Annotated in this window: 18 protein-coding genes and 1 pseudogene; all 19 read right to left on the reverse strand. The window is 44.0% G+C overall.

Going from position 1 to position 18,108, the window contains the following annotated elements:
* Positions 1 to 18: 18 nt before the first annotated feature.
* Entirely contained in the window at positions 19 to 936 is a 918-nt protein-coding gene (locus K1J09_RS07835) for a dihydrodipicolinate synthase family protein (RefSeq protein ID WP_009660133.1), read from the reverse strand.
* Between the two features lie 14 nt (positions 937 to 950).
* Positions 951 to 1,628 carry an N-acetylmannosamine-6-phosphate 2-epimerase gene (locus K1J09_RS07840; RefSeq protein WP_223323755.1) on the reverse strand — a complete coding sequence of 226 codons (678 nt, stop codon included), beginning with the start codon at positions 1,626 to 1,628 and terminating at the stop codon, positions 951 to 953.
* A gap of 168 nt (positions 1,629 to 1,796) precedes the next feature.
* Positions 1,797 to 2,084 (reverse strand): acetylxylan esterase, encoded by a 288-nt coding sequence (locus K1J09_RS07845; RefSeq protein ID WP_223323756.1) that lies wholly within the window; start codon positions 2,082 to 2,084, stop codon positions 1,797 to 1,799.
* A 107-nt stretch (positions 2,085 to 2,191) separates the two neighbouring features.
* The gene (locus K1J09_RS07850) at positions 2,192 to 2,872 is read right to left on the reverse strand and encodes a DUF6796 family protein (RefSeq protein ID WP_223323757.1); all 681 of its coding nucleotides are present in this window, start codon (positions 2,870 to 2,872) and stop codon (positions 2,192 to 2,194) included.
* Between the two features lie 81 nt (positions 2,873 to 2,953).
* Positions 2,954 to 3,058 (reverse strand): annotated as a pseudogene (locus tag K1J09_RS11855) (shikimate dehydrogenase); the annotation flags it as partial.
* Positions 3,059 to 3,139: 81 nt separating this feature from the next.
* Entirely contained in the window at positions 3,140 to 5,794 is a 2,655-nt protein-coding gene (adhE, locus tag K1J09_RS07855; RefSeq protein ID WP_223323758.1) for a bifunctional acetaldehyde-CoA/alcohol dehydrogenase, read from the reverse strand.
* A gap of 353 nt (positions 5,795 to 6,147) precedes the next feature.
* Positions 6,148 to 6,765 carry a hypothetical protein gene (locus tag K1J09_RS07860; RefSeq protein ID WP_002894422.1) on the reverse strand — a complete coding sequence of 206 codons (618 nt, stop codon included), beginning with the start codon at positions 6,763 to 6,765 and terminating at the stop codon, positions 6,148 to 6,150.
* A gap of 9 nt (positions 6,766 to 6,774) precedes the next feature.
* Positions 6,775 to 8,406: an LXG domain-containing protein gene (locus K1J09_RS07865; protein ID WP_223323759.1), complete on the reverse strand. Its 1,632-nt coding sequence runs from the start codon at positions 8,404 to 8,406 to the stop codon at positions 6,775 to 6,777.
* Positions 8,397 to 8,756, reverse strand: a complete 360-nt coding sequence (locus K1J09_RS07870; RefSeq protein ID WP_223323760.1) for a cingulin — start codon at positions 8,754 to 8,756, stop codon at positions 8,397 to 8,399. The genes K1J09_RS07865 and K1J09_RS07870 overlap by 10 nt, the downstream gene beginning before the upstream one ends.
* A 1-nt stretch (position 8,757) precedes the next feature.
* On the reverse strand, positions 8,758 to 9,030 hold the full coding sequence (locus tag K1J09_RS07875) for a TIGR04197 family type VII secretion effector (protein WP_223323761.1): 273 nt from the start codon (positions 9,028 to 9,030) through the stop codon (positions 8,758 to 8,760).
* Positions 9,031 to 9,051: 21 nt separating this feature from the next.
* The gene (locus tag K1J09_RS07880; protein WP_317627845.1) at positions 9,052 to 10,857 is read right to left on the reverse strand and encodes an acyltransferase family protein; all 1,806 of its coding nucleotides are present in this window, start codon (positions 10,855 to 10,857) and stop codon (positions 9,052 to 9,054) included.
* Positions 10,847 to 11,272, reverse strand: a complete 426-nt coding sequence (locus tag K1J09_RS07885) for an MORN repeat-containing protein (RefSeq protein WP_223323763.1) — start codon at positions 11,270 to 11,272, stop codon at positions 10,847 to 10,849. Before K1J09_RS07885 ends, K1J09_RS07880 begins: the two co-directional genes overlap by 11 nt.
* Entirely contained in the window at positions 11,265 to 11,687 is a 423-nt protein-coding gene (locus K1J09_RS07890) for a low molecular weight protein-tyrosine-phosphatase (RefSeq protein ID WP_223323764.1), read from the reverse strand. Before K1J09_RS07890 ends, K1J09_RS07885 begins: the two co-directional genes overlap by 8 nt.
* Positions 11,688 to 11,958: 271 nt before the next feature.
* On the reverse strand, positions 11,959 to 12,534 hold the full coding sequence (locus K1J09_RS07895) for a nucleotidyltransferase family protein (RefSeq protein ID WP_223323765.1): 576 nt from the start codon (positions 12,532 to 12,534) through the stop codon (positions 11,959 to 11,961).
* The gene (gene ruvB / locus K1J09_RS07900) at positions 12,531 to 13,529 is read right to left on the reverse strand and encodes a Holliday junction branch migration DNA helicase RuvB (RefSeq protein WP_223323766.1); all 999 of its coding nucleotides are present in this window, start codon (positions 13,527 to 13,529) and stop codon (positions 12,531 to 12,533) included. The genes K1J09_RS07895 and ruvB overlap by 4 nt, the downstream gene beginning before the upstream one ends.
* Positions 13,530 to 14,086: 557 nt before the next feature.
* Positions 14,087 to 15,133: an aldose epimerase family protein gene (locus K1J09_RS07905; RefSeq protein ID WP_223323767.1), complete on the reverse strand. Its 1,047-nt coding sequence runs from the start codon at positions 15,131 to 15,133 to the stop codon at positions 14,087 to 14,089.
* Between the two features lie 24 nt (positions 15,134 to 15,157).
* Positions 15,158 to 16,195 carry a tagatose-bisphosphate aldolase gene (gene lacD, locus K1J09_RS07910; RefSeq protein WP_223323768.1) on the reverse strand — a complete coding sequence of 346 codons (1,038 nt, stop codon included), beginning with the start codon at positions 16,193 to 16,195 and terminating at the stop codon, positions 15,158 to 15,160.
* A gap of 14 nt (positions 16,196 to 16,209) precedes the next feature.
* Positions 16,210 to 17,388, reverse strand: coding sequence for an SIS domain-containing protein (locus K1J09_RS07915; RefSeq protein ID WP_223323769.1), 1,179 nt, complete (start codon positions 17,386 to 17,388; stop codon positions 16,210 to 16,212).
* Positions 17,389 to 17,698: 310 nt separating this feature from the next.
* A complete protein-coding gene (locus K1J09_RS07920) occupies positions 17,699 to 18,103 on the reverse strand; it encodes a PTS sugar transporter subunit IIA (RefSeq protein ID WP_002894390.1) in 405 nt (134 codons plus the stop codon).
* Positions 18,104 to 18,108 lie beyond the last annotated feature (5 nt).

Raw genomic sequence — 18,108 nt, forward strand, 5'->3', positions numbered from 1 at the left:
GGCGTCACACTCTTGATTTTACAAGAAATCTTCTCTTACTTGCTTAATCATAGCAGCCGCTTCTTTGGCAATTGCATAGTCTCCCTCAGATAGAGGCTCTAACGGTGCTCGAACAGAACCAATATCCAAGTCCTCATTGAGACGAAGAATTTCTTTCATAACAGCATAGAGATTTGCTCGACCGCTGACCATCTTGTAAATCACACTATTAATCGCATGTTGCAGTTCTTTAGCACGACCCAGATCTTTGTCAATGATGAGTTGGTTGAGCTTCAGGAATAGGTCAGGCATCACAGCATAGGTTCCGCCAATTCCGGCCTTAGCACCAATAACTCGACCGCTGATAAACTGTTCGTCTGGACCATTAAAGACAATATGATCTTCCCCACCTTCTGCAACAAAGATTTGAATGTCTTGAGTCGGCATAGAAGAGTTTTTAACCCCAATAACTCGTGGATTTTTACGCATTTCCGCATAGAGTGCTGGTGTCAGGGTCGTTCCAGACAGCTGCGGAATATTGTAGATGACAAAGTCAGTATTCGGAGCCGCTGCACTCATATCGTTCCAGTACTTAGCGATAGAATAGTCGGGCAAACGGAAGTAAATAGGAGGAATAGCAGCGATGGCATCAACACCCAAACTTTCAGCATGCTTAGCCAGTTCCACACTGTCCTTCGTGTTGTTGCAGGCTACATGAGCGATAACTGTCAGCTTGCCCTTAGCCACTTCCATGACATTTTCCAAAATTAATTTCCGGTCTGCTACACTGAGGTAAATACACTCACCAGAAGAACCATTAACATAGACACCCTTAACTCCCTTATCAATAAAGTACTGAGTCAAAGCACGAACACGTTCTGGGCTTACTTCTCCTGCTTCATCATAACAAGCATAAAAAGCCGGAATGACACCTTCATATTTTTCTAATTTTGACATATTCTTCCTCTTTTCTATTCTTTCGTTGCGTCTGCAAACTTCCTTGTAATCAGCTGCGGCCGTGTAATGGCAGATCCTACTACCACACTAAAGGCTCCCAGCTCTAGAACTCTTTTCACCTTTTCAGGACTATCAATATTCCCCTCAGCAATCAGAGGGTGCTGAATCTCAGCTAAAGCTTTTCGGATGATTTCAAAGTCATTGGCTTCAATCTTATCTCCTTCGCTCTGACTAGTATAGCCCACCAAGGTTGTTCCGATAAAATCAAATCCCATTCGATCAGCTTCCAGCATCTCGTCAAGAGTTGAACAATCAGCCATCAAAAGCTGCTGAGGATATTTTTCTTTCACTTTCTGGAAAAATGCTTTTAAACTCTCTCCTTGAGGTCTGCTGGAATTTGTCGCATCTAAAGCGATAATCTCCGGATGGGCTTCCATCAGCTCATCTACTTCTATCATAGTTGGTGTAATAAAAGCTTGGGCATCTGGATAATCTCTCTTGATAATCCCAATAACTGGCAAATCCACCGCTTCTTTAATAGCCTTGATGTCTATAACCGAGTTAGCCCGAATTCCGCTAGCACCTCCTTCTTTGGCCGCCACTGCCATACGAGCCATGATAAAGTCGCTATGTAATGGTTCGTTTGGTAGAGCCTGACACGACACAATCAACTTATGTCTCAACTCTTCCATTTGATTCCTATCCTCCTTACTTATTTATTGTAAGCCTTTACATTTATTATCTTAACATTTATTGTAATTAGTTTCAATATGGTTTTACTTTTAGAAAGTACTTTCTTTTCGGGTATTACTTTTTTTATCTCAGTTTGAAACTTATACAGACGAATATAGCTAAAATATTTATTTTTTTCGTGGTTGTTCCAACATTTTTCTACAACTAAAAAGAACTAGGCGATTGCCTAGTCCTAGGGGGAAGCAGTTTTGTAGACTTCCAGCCTGAAAGAATAAAAACCTCTCAGACCGTATGCTAAACAAGCTTGTTTTAAAGCTCATATCTGGAGATAGGTCAGTAGCATACCAATGAGCAGCCACCACCATAGCTTTTTCCCAAAAGGTATCAAAATCGTCGGGCATTTCATCTCTTCCGTGATAATGTAACATTTCTTTAAGTAAAGTAGGGTTTTTCATGTCTTATCCTCCCAACGATTCTTGAAACCTCTTTCATCATACCATAGAAAGAGGAAGTTTTCAATAGGTTAATATATAAATTCCCTGAAATTTTACCGATTCACTGCCTAAGAAGCTATATGAAGCAGGAGCAGCAAATAGAAGAAACTGAGACCTATGTTTAGGCCAGCTCCGTTAAGGTAGGGGCGTCCGATTCTCAGCTTTTCTACCAGTAAGATAGTCAGCAGACTGAGCGGCAAAGGCGTCAGCAGCCCCAGATAAGCAGGCAATATTGTCTGACCGGCAACTATTAGCAGTGAGTAAACGAGCCATCCTAGACCAGTCAGAGCGATAGCTGTCCGCCAGGTTATATCTAGAAAGAGCACTGCTTCATTGATAAGCCCGCTGTCTTCGTCTGAGCAGACCAGTCCGCCGCTTCGTTTATAAGCCTTTTTACTAATGATCCCAACGTAGTAAAAGGCCACATGGGCCACCGGCGACAGGGCGAATCCAATCCCTAACAAGGCTATTGACAGATAGGCCCACAAGCCCTTATTTGTCAAACCAAAGAGAGCATAAAGCGAAACTAACATAAGAGGGATTGAGAAGTTAGCCACCAAAGCGCCCAGGCGCAGCCGACCGACAGAGCCAGACAGCATCAGCATAGCCAGCTTCTTATTGCCAATCCGACTCTGCTCCGTAAAAGAGTCATAACTCTCCTTATCTACCTCAAAGCCAACCAGCAGAATATCCCCCAATAACCAGCAAAGACCACTCAACAGCCCAGCCCATAAAGATAAAACAATCACATTACTCTCCTTTTTCCATTGTCCTCTTATCTTAGCACAAAAGCTCACTTAATCACAAGTAATCAGAAGGTTTACGTCTTTTTACCCCAGCAAGCGCCTTTCGTTAAGAGACCTAGAGCTCACATCGCTCCGCTCCTCAGCATCCATGTCTCTAAGCTCAGCTTCGACCAGAGGTCTTGCCTCGCTAAGACACATAAAAAAATCCCCTACCAAAGGGCAGGGGATGACCGACAAACTGTCTTATTTTTAATTGAGGAAGCTGCTCGCTTATTTGCGGCGTCCTGGGCGTTCCTTGTAGCCATAGTATGCGTCTTCGATGATTTCCTGCATGTGGTCAACCATTGGAAGGCGTGGGTTGGCTGGAGAGCATTGATCTTCATAAGCAAGGAAGGCCAATTCGCGTGAATGTTCTTTCCATTCTTTTTCGTCAATACCTTGAGCCTTGAAGTTCATTTCGATACCGACACGTTCTCCCAGTTCATAAACAGCTTTCGCAAATGATTCAACACCTTCTTCTGGAGTAGAAGCTGGCAAGCCGAGCATGCGAGCGATGTCTTGGTATTTCTCATCCGCACGATAGTAGTTGTACTTAGGCCATGTCGCTGTCTTAGCTGGACGTGTACCGTTGTAGCGGATTACGTATGGCAACAAGATCGCATTTGTACGACCGTGGATGGTGTGGAACTGAGCACCAATCTTATGGGCCATAGAGTGGGAAATTCCCAGGAAGGCATTGGCAAAGGCCATACCAGCGATAGTAGAGGCATTGTGCATCTTTTCGCGAGAGTGGAAGTCAGCATTCTTAACAGAGCTTTCCAGATTTTCAAAGACTAGTTTAATAGCTTGGAGAGCCAAACCATCTGTAAAGTCGCTGGCCATCTGAGATACATAAGCTTCTGTGGCGTGAGTCAGAACGTCCATACCAGTGTCTGCTGCGACAAATCCTGGAACAGTCAGTACCAGAGCTGGATCTACGATGGCTACAGTTGGAGTCAGAGAGTAGTCAGCAATTGGATACTTGCGGTTGTTAGCCTTGTCAGAGATAACGGCAAACGGTGTTACTTCTGAACCTGTACCAGATGTTGTAGGAATCGCGATAAACTTAGTCTTCTTACCAAGCAATGGGAATTTGAAGGCACGTTTACGGATATCCATGAATTTTTGCACAAGGTCACGGAAGTCCACTTCTGGTTGCTCATAGAAGAGCCACATTACTTTAGCTGCGTCCATTGGTGAACCACCACCAAGTGCGATAATTGTATCAGGTTTGAAGGTACGCATAATCTCTGTACCACGTTCAACAGTTGTGATATCTGGATCTGGTTCTACGTCTGCAAAGATTTGGTAAACAACCTTATTACGACGAAGATCGAGTTGTTCGATGATACGATCTAGGAAACCAAGCTCTACCATCGCATGGTCTGTAACGATCATGACACGTTCCACATCACGACATTTTTGCAGGTATTGGATAGAGTCACGCTCGAAGTAAGTTTTTGAAGGGAGTTTCATCCATTGCATATTATTTCTACGTCTTCCTACTTTTTTGATGTTCAAGAGATTCACAGCACTAACGTTATCACCAACTGAGTTGCGACCATAAGATCCACAGCCCAGGGTCAGTGATGGCAGGAAGGCATTATAAACATCCCCGATACCGCCGAAAGTAGAAGGTGAGTTGCAAATAACACGGATGGCACGAACAGCCTTACCAAATTCCTTAGTCAACTCTTCGTCCGCTGTATGGATAGCAGCTGAGTGACCAAGACCATGGAATTCTACCATTTGACGGGCCTTTTCAACACCGTCTTCACGAGATTCAGACTTGAGAACAGCGATGACAGGTGACAGTTTTTCACGTGTCAATGGCTCTTTTTCACCAACTTCTTTACACTCTGCGGCCAAGATATTCGTATCTTCTGGCACGCTGAAGCCTGCTTGCTCTGCAATCCAAGTGGCTGGCTTACCAACGATATCCGGATTGAGCTTAGCACCAGCACAGTTCTTGCTGTTTGCCTTAGCGCCGAAGCAGAATTCTTCCAACAGAGCTTTTTCTTTCTTATTTACAAAGTAAGTATGGTAAGATTTGAACTCTTCTACAAATTCATCATAAACTTCCTTGTCAATGATAACGGCTTGCTCAGAAGCACAGACCATACCATTGTCAAAGGATTTAGACATAACGATATCGTGCGCTGCTTGACGTATATTAGCTGATTTTTCCACATAAGCTGGTACATTTCCGGCACCAACCCCAAGAGCTGGCTTACCACATGAGTAAGCTGCCTTCACCATTGCATTACCACCTGTCGCAAGGATTGTTGCAATCCCTTCATGGTTCATAAGTGCAGAAGTTGCTTCCATAGATGGTTGTGTAATCCATTGCACACAGTTTTCAGGCGCACCTGCTGCAATCGCAGCATCACGCACGATTTGCGCTGCATGGGCAGATGATTCTTGTGCAGATGGGTGGAAAGCAAAGATAATCGGATTACGTGTTTTTAAGGAAATCAAAGATTTGAAAATCGCTGTTGAAGTCGGGTTGGTAGTCGGTGTGATACCGCAGACAACACCCACTGGCTCCGCAATCAGGGTCAAACCAGTTACATCATCTTCTTCAATAACGCCAACAGTCTTCGTATGGCGCATATTATTCACAACGTGTTCACAGGCGAAAAGGTTTTTCGTTGCCTTGTCTTCAAAAACTCCGCGTCCTGTTTCTTCATAAGCGTGCAGGGCCAACTCCCCGTGAGCATCCAAAGCTGCTACAGAGGCCTTGGCTACAATGTAGTCCACCTGTTCCTGATTCAGCTTTCTCATTTCCTCTAGTGCAACCAGACCTTTTTGCACCAATTCATCGACATGCTTTTGCGCTGCCAAAGCCTTGTCTTCTTGTTCTACCGTTTTCTTCTTTTCAGCCATTCTATTCCTCCAATGGTTTTGCCTTAGGTTAGACGAAGAACACTAACCTTTGTTAAATATTTCACAATTCAATTATAACCCATTTAATGATTTTTGTAAACACTTTCAATTAACATTCACAAACTTTTCTCTATTAATTTGTGAAACACATAACAAATCCGCTTATTTTACAGTCTATTCTTTTAGTTATTGTGAAAAAATTTTTTACATTTTAAAGATTTCACATACTTTTGTTTTCACATAATATATGAAAGCGTTTTCTTTATTTAAATATAAAAAGCTCGGACGAACCGAGCTGATCTTTACTTTATAAACTTATAAAAGATGAACCTTAATTCCCATTTTTAATAATCTCAATCGTCATCATAAACACGTTCACCATGTATTTTGATATATTCTTCGCGTTTTCTATCCAACTCTTCCCAGATGGGATCGTCAATAGCATCAATCGTCTGAATTTCTTCCAGGCTCATCTCATTTGCTTCATCAAAGGTTAGAGATAAGATATCTTGGTGCTTTTCCTTGAATTCCTCGACTGTTAGCCATGTTTTCTTATCATCTTCACTGATTTGTCCATCAATAGCAATTGCAATTTCAAGCGCCATAATATACATAGCACGCTTATCAACTGTTAAAACATCCAAATAATTAGAAGCGATTCTTAGATATTTTCCCTTTTCTCTACCGTCGCTTTCATAACTTCCCTCATAATCCAAATCAATATTTTCATATTTTTGGGAATTTATTGCACTGCCACCTTTAACCTTGGCATCTTTCCAACGAGAGCCACTTGCTCCCCACTTATCTAACCGCAAAGATAAATAGAAGTCATTTTGCAACATCTCATCATCCCCGACATTTGAGAAACTTATTTTTTGACCATTTCTTTCTTTAAACCACATTTTCCATGCAAGTTCTCTGTAGCCAAATGACACTTTTCTAGTATAATCACCTTTTATATATAATCTCATACACTTCACCTAATTTCCGTAATAGTCTCGGTATCCTTTCCAGATTCTTTCTACAATTTCACTTTTTACACTTTTATCTAGGTTTTTAATCTTTTTAGTTTTATTCACCCAATCCAATATATCTGTTTTGCTGGATATACTATTAACATCTATAGATTCGTTAAGTGAATACCCCGACTTTCCACTTCCAGATTGAACCTGGAAAACTCCATCACCATTCGAACCACTCGTTGGCTCCCAATCTACACGAAGCTTCACTTTTCGATTTCCTACTCGGGCTTCAATTTGTTTACCACCTCTGCCAGAAATGGTCTTACTCGTCGGTTTATTGGCCTGCCAACTGTTATAGTTACTAGCTGCACTGAGGGTAACTCCTAAATTCGCTGTATCAATTTCATAAAGAGTTCTAGCAACTGACAAAGTCCCATCTACAACTAGGCCTTCTGCAGTAATATACCCTGCTTCTACAGCTGCTGCTGCTACTAGCGCCGAGCCACCTCCAGTTAGTGGAGCCCACTCCAAAGCAAAAGCTGCTCCTAGAGAAGTACCAGCATAAATACCAAGACCAGCTAAAATTTCTACTACTCCCTTAGCCAAGTCAACAGAATTAGCTTCAAAATTTTCTTGAATAAGTTCTTGGTATTTTTCATTGACCATTCTCGTATAAGCACTATCATACTTTCCATTTTTTAGTACAGAAAAGTTATCATCTTTTTGATAATGACGATCCTTATAAGCTCTAAAATCAAAAATATCAATTATATTGCCTTCATTGTCAATCTTTAGAGTATGATTATAATCATCAACAATCTTATCCCATTCTGAACGCGGTTTCCCCTTTAACTTTTCCTTGAGTTGACTACGATAATAGGCATCCCCTTCATCCGATAGCATCATATTCCGAGAAGCTTCTTGAATCAATCGTTCTTTAGGCTCTAGATATTTTTTCTTCGAAATAGTCTGAATCTTCTGAGCCTTCATCTTAGTAGACCAACTCATATCTATACCATCAGTAGAGTAATTACCCTCACTGTCTACCAATACCTGACTAAGCTGCGTCGCTCCTTGGATAGCTAAACCCAAAACCTGCAGACTATCTGTGAAATACTGGGATACCTGATCCACAAACCATTCCAGTTTGTCTATTTTTTCTTGAATTTCTCGAATACCGATATTTAGTTGAGTTTCAACTTCCATTAAAGCAGATGTCTGAGATAAAAGGTCTCCCAACTTACCTGTCAGCAGAGCTCCTGCATTACGGAAAAAATCTTGATTATCTGCAATCTGCTTTTCTACTTTTGCCAGTTGCTCATTTTTTATTTTCAGCTGTTCCTTCAGTAGATCCAAGTCCAATTCGCCATATCCAGCCACCTCGGAATCAGCACTTTTATAGGAAGCAAGCTCTCCCTGAATATCATCAATAGCCTCTTGTAGCTTCTTGATGGCAGGGATGATTACCTCAGTAAATAAGCCTTTCCCCGCTGTATAAGCCGCTCCCTGCAGCTCACCCGACTCTAAAGAGGCAATCAGATGGTCGCAGCCACTAGATAAACGATCGGTCACTTGATTGGCTGCTTGAAGGTTGCCGGTCATCGCTTGGATAAGCTGGGCTGAATCTGCTGCACTATATTTTACTCCCATGGCAGACTATTCCTTTCTTTGGTCAGTTTGTCTCGCTCTTCTTCCATAGTCTTTCTTGTTTGACGACTGAGCTTTCCAAGTTCATCCATCTGAACATCCACATAGTTCTTAACCTGTCGGTTAAGATACTGAGTTTCTGATAAATCACGACTGAGGGTAGCAGAGCTTTGAGGGTGTTCATAAAGTAGATGTTCCATTCGGGTCGTCAAGTATTGGAAATCCGTCGCAAAATTCGCCAGGGAAATCTCGTATTGACGTTTCATCGTCATAAATTCGTCTTCTTTTTGGTCAACTTTGAGGATTTTTTCGTAAAGTGCCTGGCGTTCTTTTTCGCTTTTATCTGCTTCCATCTCAACTCTCCCAGCGCTTGGCTTCCTCTATATCGCGTTTCTCAATTTTTGCAGCAATTTCTGGAAATTTATTGGCCTGAGTCAAAACAGCAGAGCTGAAGTCACCGACAGCCTGAAGCATTTGATTGCAGGCCTGACGGCCAGCTTCCATTCCAGCAATCCCTGTTGTATAGGAAAATTCGACTTGTTGATTTTGTGTATTGCTAGTATCAACTCCAACGATCTCGCTGATAGCAGAGCCAGCTGAAATGGCGCTTGATTTAATTTGTCCCATTATTGCTTCTCCTTTTGGAATTTATGGTTTCACATTGCCAGAATTTGCTTCATCTATGGCTTGCTTAATGGTATTTGCATAGAGAGTTCCCCCTTCAATGATGGACTCTGAGTTTGAGCCAAAGTGGACATAGTCTGTCCCTTCCCAAATCTGAGGATTTTCGATAGCGGTCTGATGCCAGTCAGCCACAAAAACATAGTCGTATTTCTTGGCTAATTCCAGCTCATACTCCCGCTGCTGGGCTAAAACACCGCCCTCTGAGCGACCGTCATAAGGGGTCACGAGAATCAGTTGATGCCCCTTAGGCAGGCTGGAAACATATTCATCCAAAAGTTCATTCGAATAACCGGACGAATTGGTTCCGAGAGCCAGGACAACCTGCTTCTTCAGCACTCTATTAGCAATATCTGTCTTGTAGACCTCTAAGCCTGTACTCAGACTGCGACTAACGACAGTGTCTAGCTCGATTCCTGGCAAGATCTGCTGCAATTGATCGCTTGAGCGGAGGGCAACCGAGTCACCAATCATGGTAATCCCGTCCGCCACATTGTACTCAGTCGCCTTGGACTGATCAACCTGACTTCGAGTTGTCTGCATCTTAGTGTCTGCTTGATTCAGAGCGTTGACAATCAAACTTTCCTCAAAAGCTCCTACCTTTGGTGCTGTCACCGAGATAAAGAACATAATCAAAGTCAGCGGAATCATGCTGTAAAAGATTGGTCTGGTAAGAGACGATAGATCCATCTTGGTTCCCATGATAACCGGCTGACGACCAGCCAGAGTTGGCTCCAAAATATAGAAAGATAAGGCTGCAAAAGTAAGAGACAGTAGCGTGGTCAAGAGAACAGCCAAGCCGTTACTCATCAGCTGGGTAAAGATAATATAGAATGGCCAGTGGAAGAGATAAACACCATAGCTGGTATCTGCGATAAAGTTGATAATGCTAGGCTCCTTCACATCAGGAAGCTTGTCATGCAGCATCCTAGCAGCCAAAATCATCAGACAGGCCAAGATAGTTGAAATCAAGAATCCTACCAGGTAGGTCCAAAGATTGTCAAACTTGAGCAGGAAGCTGAGCAAAAGCAAAATAGCTGCGCTGCCCCCCATAATTCCAAGCACTTGCTTGAGAGTCAGCTTTTGCTCCAGCATCTTAAAGCGACTGCTGACATGACCGACACCAGACAAGGTAGCTAAGATGCTTCCTGCAAAGAAAGGAAAGACGTGGGTCAAGCTTGAGAAATAAATATCAGAGTAATTCTTAGCGGTCAAAGCGCCAGCAAACATTGATACAAAGCTGACCAAAAAGAGACCTGCTGAAACCAGCGCAATCATACCGCGATAGCGGGCCGTTGACTTAGCAATCTTGCCCAAGCCCCAAGCAGCCAAACCCCAAAGAACATAATAGTGCACTTCTAAAGCCAGACTCCAAGTATGAATCAAGATGTGCGGTACAAACTGACTCTCATAACTGCCGCCAGACAGCATTTCATAAAAGTTGGTCACAAAGCCCAAGGCAGCCGCAATCTGCGTCCCAATCCCAGCCACAAAATCCTTACGAATCAAGAGGGTAAAGGGCATAACGACCAAAATCATAAAGACCAGAGGCGGTACAATCCGATAAAAACGCCGTTTGAAAAAGCCTTGGATATCAATTTCTTTCTTCTTGGCAAACTCGTCAATCAGCAGAGAAGTAATCAAGAAACCAGAAAAAGTAAAGAAGATATCCACGCCAATAAAACCGCCAGGGAAAATGCCCTGGAAGTAATGATAAAGTAGAACTAGAAGCAGCCCCGTGATTCTGACGAGCGAAAACCATTTAATGCGCATTTTGATAAATTCCTTGTTTAAACGTTCCTTCATAAACGACATTGCCCTCTGTCGTTAGCTTTCCTTGTCCATCAGCCTGACCCTTGCTGAAGTCCCCTTCATATTTCCAGCCAGCTTTCGAGGTAAAGGTCCCTTTGCCGTCAAAAATGCCATTGCGAAATTGACCGCTATAACTGTCCCCATTTTGAAAAGTCATAGTCCCCTGACCGTTCATTTTCCCGCGAACCAAGGTCCCGTCATACTTGATCTTGCCCTGATCCAGCGTTAAAACGCCCTTACCTGGAATTCCCGAAGTAAAGACCAGAATAGCTGACAGTACAATGACCGTTACAGCCAAGAGTTCTAAATTCTGCCGGGTCAGATAGACCTTGTATTTATCGTAAAATTCTTTTACTTTATCCATATTCCTATCCATCCAAACGCTCTAGCCACTTCTTGCAGCCAGCCAAGACCAAATCATAGGTTTGGTCAAAATCTCCTGTGTACCAAGGATCTGGTACACTTTCTTCTTCAAACTGATAAATTTTATGCTGAAAATCTTCAGGCGCCATCCGTTTCAAATCTCGGACATTGCTTTCATCCATACCAATGATATAGTCAAAATCCGCAAAATCCGCTGTCGAAATCTGCTGAGAAGTCTTGTTCCTATCATAAGAAATGGCATATTTCTTAAAAATACCCTGTGTCCCCCGATGAATGGGATTGCCGTGCTCCCAGCTTGAGGTTGCCCGGCTCTCGATTTTCAGCTGGTCTGTTAAACTCTTCATGACAAACTCTGCCATCGGACTGCGGCAGATATTGCCCAAACATACAAATACAATTTTCTTCATACAATACCTCGCTATCTATTATAACAAAATAATGGCAAAAACTAGCCCTGAATCGTTTACAGTTTCCTGATTCTCGTTGAAAACTGACAAGCCCCGCCCCTTTCATGTCTAAAAATAGCAAAAAAACCACCCATTTGGTGGCTTTTTGTAGGGAGATTATTTTTTAAAAAGAAAAAAGTTTTAGGAGTTAAGTTAATTTCTTAACTTGCTTATAGTATAATATCCATTCCTTAAAACTTCCTTAAAACAACTTAAACATTTTACTCTTAGCCTATACCCATTTATTAGGATAGTGGTATTCCAACTGCGGCCAGCGTTTCTGCCAATTCTTCTTAGCCAAGCGCTCAGCATAGACACGCTGACGCTCCCTATTTTCAAGAAAATGAGGAGTCGGTCTGACCTGAAAGTTTAAGATATCCTCCAAACCATAGGGAGCAAAAAGTTCCAGTTTGTCATTTTCCAGTAAGTGCAGGCCGATAGCCGTGCAACGCTCAGGATACTTACTCATGGCTTCGCAAGCATTTTTATAAGGTGCCGTTCCAGGACTATGCCGGTGCATATAGGCTTGATTTCTGAGCTCCCATCGATACTGTGGCCAGTCTGCCTTGAGCTTGGCTTCCAGCTCTATCGTCTCTGCCTCGGCATAACTCGAATCAAAGAAAATGACATCTACATCCGTCTCTGAGTCAAAACCTGGTCGCTCTGACAGCATATTCCAGATAAAATTCCTCACACATCCAGCCGCTAACCAAGAATCCTTGAGCTCCAGACTGCGAATAATTTCCAAAATCGCTCGGATGTCTGGATCTTGACCTAGTTGGTCTAAAATCTCCTTTTCTGTCATCATTCCTTCATATACTCATATCCTAGATGCTCATAGGCTTTGCGGGTAGCCACGCGCCCAGTCCGAGTTCGCATGACAAATCCTTTCTGAATCAGGTAAGGCTCGTACATATCCTCCACTGTTTCACGCTCTTCGGCAATATTGACCGAGAGGGTTCCCAGCCCCACGGGACCGCCACCGTAGACCTCAATCATGGTCTTCAAAATCTTCTGGTCCACATAGTCCAGCCCTTCCTGGTCCACATCCAGCATGGAGAGAGCCCGGTCGGTTATCTTATCATCAATCAGGCCATTCCCCATAATCTGCGCGTAGTCCCGGACCCGCTTGAGCAAACGGTTGGCAATTCGCGGTGTACCTCGGCTACGCAGAGCCAGCTCCTTCGCAGCCTCGTGGGTAATATCCATCTCAAAAATCTCTGCCGTCCGCTCGACAATTTCAGTCAAGTCGCCAGCTTTATAATACTCCATGTGACCAGTAATCCCAAAGCGAGCACGCAGAGGATTGGACAGCATGCCTGCCCGAGTGGTCGCCCCAATCAGAGTGAAAGGCGGCAAATCCAGATGGACGCTGCGACTGGTCTCACCTGAGCCAATCATAATGTCGATGTAAAAGTCTTCCATAGCGCTGTACAGCACTTCCTCTACTGCCATTGGCAAGCGGTGAATTTCATCTATAAAGAGGACATCACCCGGTTCAAGGTCATTTAAGATTGCAACCAAATCACCAGATTTCTCAATCACCGGACCTGAAGTTTGCTTGAGATTAACACCTAGTTCATTGGCAATGACAAAGGCCATGGTCGTCTTCCCCAGACCTGGAGGGCCAAAAAGCAGGGTGTGATCCAGCGCCTCATCCCTTAGCTTAGCCGCTTCAATAAAAATCTTCAGCTGGTTCTTGACCTTGTCCTGACCGATATACTCCTGTAAATACTGGGGACGCAAGGTGCGCTCCACTAATTCCTCATCACCCATTAATTCATTATCTAAAATTCTACTCATAGAACTATTATAGCAGAAAATAAGGCAGAGGAAGCAAATCTAATCCACGTCTGAACACAAAAAAAGACCACCAGATTGGGTGGCCTTTATGGGAGATTATTATGAAAAAGTTTAGGATTTCTATCAAATAAAGTTAGGAGGTCTTCATTTGATACTCATAGTATACTGCCCTTAACTTAAAGAAACCTTAACTTTGTATAACGCATCCTTTAAAATTTAACATTTGAGTTACAATCCGATAAACTTCCTGTCTTATTCTAAAATTTGAGCAAAAAAAGACCACCGGATTGGGTGGCCTTTATGGGAGATTATTATGAAAAAGTTTAGGATTATCAAACAAAGTTAGGGGGCTTCATTTGATAAAAATAAGTATAGCAGCCTTAGCTTAAGAAAAACTTAAAGTAAAATTCAGTTAGCAAAAAAGATTTTGCTTTTGATTGTGGAGGCTCTTTCCTTGCTCAAGATTAGCTACTGAAAACATAGTCGCTGAAAACTGGACAAAGAAAAACGGCAGAAGGAGGTACTGCCGTTTTCTGTGCTCTTTCGCGATTGTTTCTTTATAAAGTTGCTTTTACATCAGCAAAATACACTGTCCTGCTGGTAAAAATCTGACCGGCCTTGAGAATGACATCCGACTGTTGGCTGCTGTGAATGGCATCCGGTAGTGCCTGGGCTTCCAGAGCCAAGCCATTATGCTGAATCATAGGCTGTCCATCAAATTGAACCGAATCATCCACGCAATTCGCTGAATAAATCACTAGGCAGGGCGCCTGAGTCTCAATAGTCAAGCAGCGGCCCGATGCTGGATGATAGAGCGTGCCTGCCTGGTCTCGGCTTGGGCTTAGTGCAAAAGGATGATCCAAGCCAGATACCAGCTGAATTTGCTCATCGGTCGCATCGAAAATTTCTTTAAGGGCAGCACCTTTAATCAGCTTCTTAACAAAGTCGCGCTCTGCATCAGCCTTTTTTTCAGGAAGGCCGTCAGCTGCGATAGGATAGACACCACCGGTATTGAGCTGAAGGATATGGTAATTAATGGGCTGATTGAAACGACCAGACAGGTTGAAATAGCTGTGGTTAGTAGGATTGACCAAGGTATCCTGATCTGTCTGGACCTGATAAGAAATCTCCAGCTTGCCCTTCTCTGTCAGGGTATAGGAAACCCAGATTTTCAGATTGCCTGGGAAGCCACCAGTTCCGTCACTCCGCTCTGTATAAAAGGTAAGCCCGTCATTGCTGACTTCCTCCACCTCAAAAACCGCACTATCCCAGCCGCTTGATCCACTATGGTTGCAGTTTAGGCCATTATTGGCCTCTAGCTGAAAGGTATGGCCATTCAGCTCAAAAGTTGCTCCGGCAATACGTCCAGCAACTGGACCAATACTGGCTCCGTGCTTAGGGCTGTTTCCAATATAATCCTCAAACCGATTAAACCCGACGACGATATTGTCAAAGTGATTATCCTTATCAGGAGTGACATACTGGACGACGGTCGCACCGTAGTTCATGACTGTCAGTCGATAGCCTTGATCGTTTTCAAAAGTGTAAGCCAGAATCTCTTGACCTCCCAGCTTCCCAAAAATGGATTCTCGGTAAGATTTCATACCAAACCTCTTTTATCTATCCTGTTAAAAATCACGAACTTGCCAAGTCCTGTCTTCAAAAGGCAGGTCAAGCTTGTCCACCCAAGACACCGCTGTTTGGCGCAAGACTTGATTAAGATCCTCGATATTCTGACGACCCGTCTCGTCCAGCCATGCTTGAGCTGCTGCAGCTCCCTCTTGGGCAAAGACAGAAACTGCATCCTTCCAGGTAGCCCGTCCGCACAGAACGCCGTTAAACTGTGAGCCCGCTTCATGGGCTAGCCGCAGCGTTTCTTGGAAAAGCTCGGCACTGACACCAGCGCTGAGGAAAATGAAAGGCAAGTGCGTCGCATCTGACTGTTCTTTAAAGAAAGCTCGGGCTTCCGTCACGCTGTAGACTGGCTCAACTCCTTCTTTAGTGAAGCCCTCGACAAAGTTCATATTGACTGGCACTTCAACCTTTAAGACATCTACATGATAGCGGGAATCTGAAAAGAGCTTGACTGCCTCATTGACCTTATGTGGCTTAAGCTTGGCATAGTTAGCATCCAAGACACTATCACTCTTAGCATCATAGGTCAGAATCTCCAGAAAATAAGGAATGTCTTCAGCTAAGCATTCACTACCCACGCGCTCAACCCAGGCCTGCTTGATGTCGTTGATTTCTGGCTTGTCGTCCACATCATAGTAAATCAAGACCTTGACAGCATCTGCGTCCATATCTCGGATACGACTAGCTGACCAGTTTGGCAGCAAGTCCGGCAGGCGGCCCTCGGCTGACACATCATAGCCAGTCTTCTCGTAGGCCACTATCAGCCCGCAGGACGCATCCCGCAGCTCGGCTGCCGTCAGACCGAACTCTGGATCCAGCAGGATAGAGCTGGCATAGGGCGTCAGCTGACTAGAGATTAATTCTTTAAACTGAACCAGAGCTTGGTCACCAGATAGCGCATCTTCTCCGCTGGCCAGCATTTTCTTGAGCGAACCACGCTGGTCAATAGCCAAAGCCCCGATAATCCCCTGCTCGTCTGATAGGTTTTTCAAATGGCTCACTTTTTTGTGGCTGATTTGTAATTTCTCCATAACTTTTCCTTTTCTTATTTCCCAAGAGGGTGAATGATAACTCCCTGTACTACACGATTGACTGTTCCTGTCGGAGACGGTGTGTCTGGACGGTTCTTGACCTTGAGCGAGGACAGGAGAGCAAAGAGCTGAGCGTAAACGATGTAAGGGAAGATGCGATAGCTATCTCCCAGAGGCTCTTGGGTACTTAGCACTACTTGCTCGACTCCTTCCAACTGCTCCTCCCGGTCAGTCAGCAAGACCAGTCTGCGGACAATCCCGTCACCAGCCACTTCCCGCACCAAGTCCAAATCATAAGCCTTGGTATAGGCATCTGCCGAACCAAAGACCAGAACGACTGTGTCTTGGTTAATCAGCGACTTAGGTCCATGCCGGAAACCGACTGGGCTTTCATACATAGTCGCAATTTGGCCGGCTGTCAGCTCTAAAATCTTAAGCTGGGCTTCATGCGCCAGACCAAAGAAAGGCCCTGCCCCCAGATAAATGACCCTGCTGAAATCCAAATCAACCAGCTGCTGCACATCTGCAACGCGTCCTAAAACATCTTGACTGAGCTGAAGCATAGCCGCAACCTTGGCTTCCTTCTGGGCTAGTTCAGCCCGTTCAAAAACCAAAAGGGCTGTCAGCATCATAGAGCTGAAGCTAGAAGTCATGGCAAAGCCAGCATCATTAGAAGCTTCCGGCTGCAGGAGCAAAAGATTCTTTTCATCACCTTGGGCCTGCTGGGCTAGCTTGCCTTGGGCAGCACAAGTAATGGTAATCTGATATAAGTCATCTACCAGCTGCTTGGCCAAGTCCACAGTCGCTACACTTTCTGGGGAATTACCGCTGCGGGCAAAGGAAACCAGCACTGTCGGCACTTCTCTCTTCAGATATACCAAAGGATTGGCAACGATATCTGTCGTTGCAATAGCGTTGAAATTCCATTTACGCTCATCATAAATCTGCCTGAAATAAGGCGTCAAGGTATCTCCGACGTAGGCTGATGAGCCAGCTCCGGCAAAAATGACCTTGATGTAGTCATGTTTGTCCTCGATTTTTTTCAGAAAAACAGCGATATCTGCGGCCTGAGCCTTGTAACTGTCAAAAGCTTCCTGCCAAATCTCAGGTTGCTGATAGATTTCTCTCGTTGTGATATCAGCCCCCAGACGCTGCAATTCTTCCTGTGAATAATCTAACATTCTCTTTCTCATTCCTTTCCATTACTTGAAAAAAGGGGGAGCGAGACAGAATCCAGAAAATCAAAGATTTTCGGCTCGCTGTCCCACCCCCGCAACGATGGCTAGACTTGAAATATGCTTTTAACAAGCTTTTTCAAACCAGACAGCGACTGCATTTTGCAATGCTGAACCATCCATTTCCCTAGGCCAAGAGGCATCTCCCAAATTCCTCTTAGACCAGTATGCTTGAATCAACCACTGTGGCTTGGCCTTACCTATCAGCAGTCTCCCATCTGCTGACAGCGCAAGGACTTGACCCAACTAGAAGTGATTGTTCAAGCTTTTATTCATCTTCATCATCCATTAGACCAGCCAGAACATCATTGACCTTAACAATATTCTCTGCTGCCTTGGATGGATAGCTGACTTCTGCTCCTGTCAAAGAAGCGTTAATAAACTCAATGACCATGGGCAGATTGACCCCCGCATAAAGCTCAATATCCTGTCCTTCCATAATGAAGCGGCTGACTACATTACAAGGAGTGCCCCCCAAGAGATCCGCAAAGACCAAGTAATCCTCAAAATCTTTAACCGTTTCTAAGAATTTAGCTGCGAAGTCTTCTGGACCTTCCTCCGGAAGCAAGGCTACTGCATGGATGTCTTCCTGAGGCCCCATAATCATTTCCGTAGTTGTTTTCAGTTCTTCACAAAAGCGACCATGACTAACTAAAACTAATTTCTTACTCATAAATC

It is taken from the genome of Streptococcus sanguinis (assembly GCF_019928825.1).
GTDB classification, from domain to species: domain Bacteria; phylum Bacillota; class Bacilli; order Lactobacillales; family Streptococcaceae; genus Streptococcus; species Streptococcus sanguinis_L.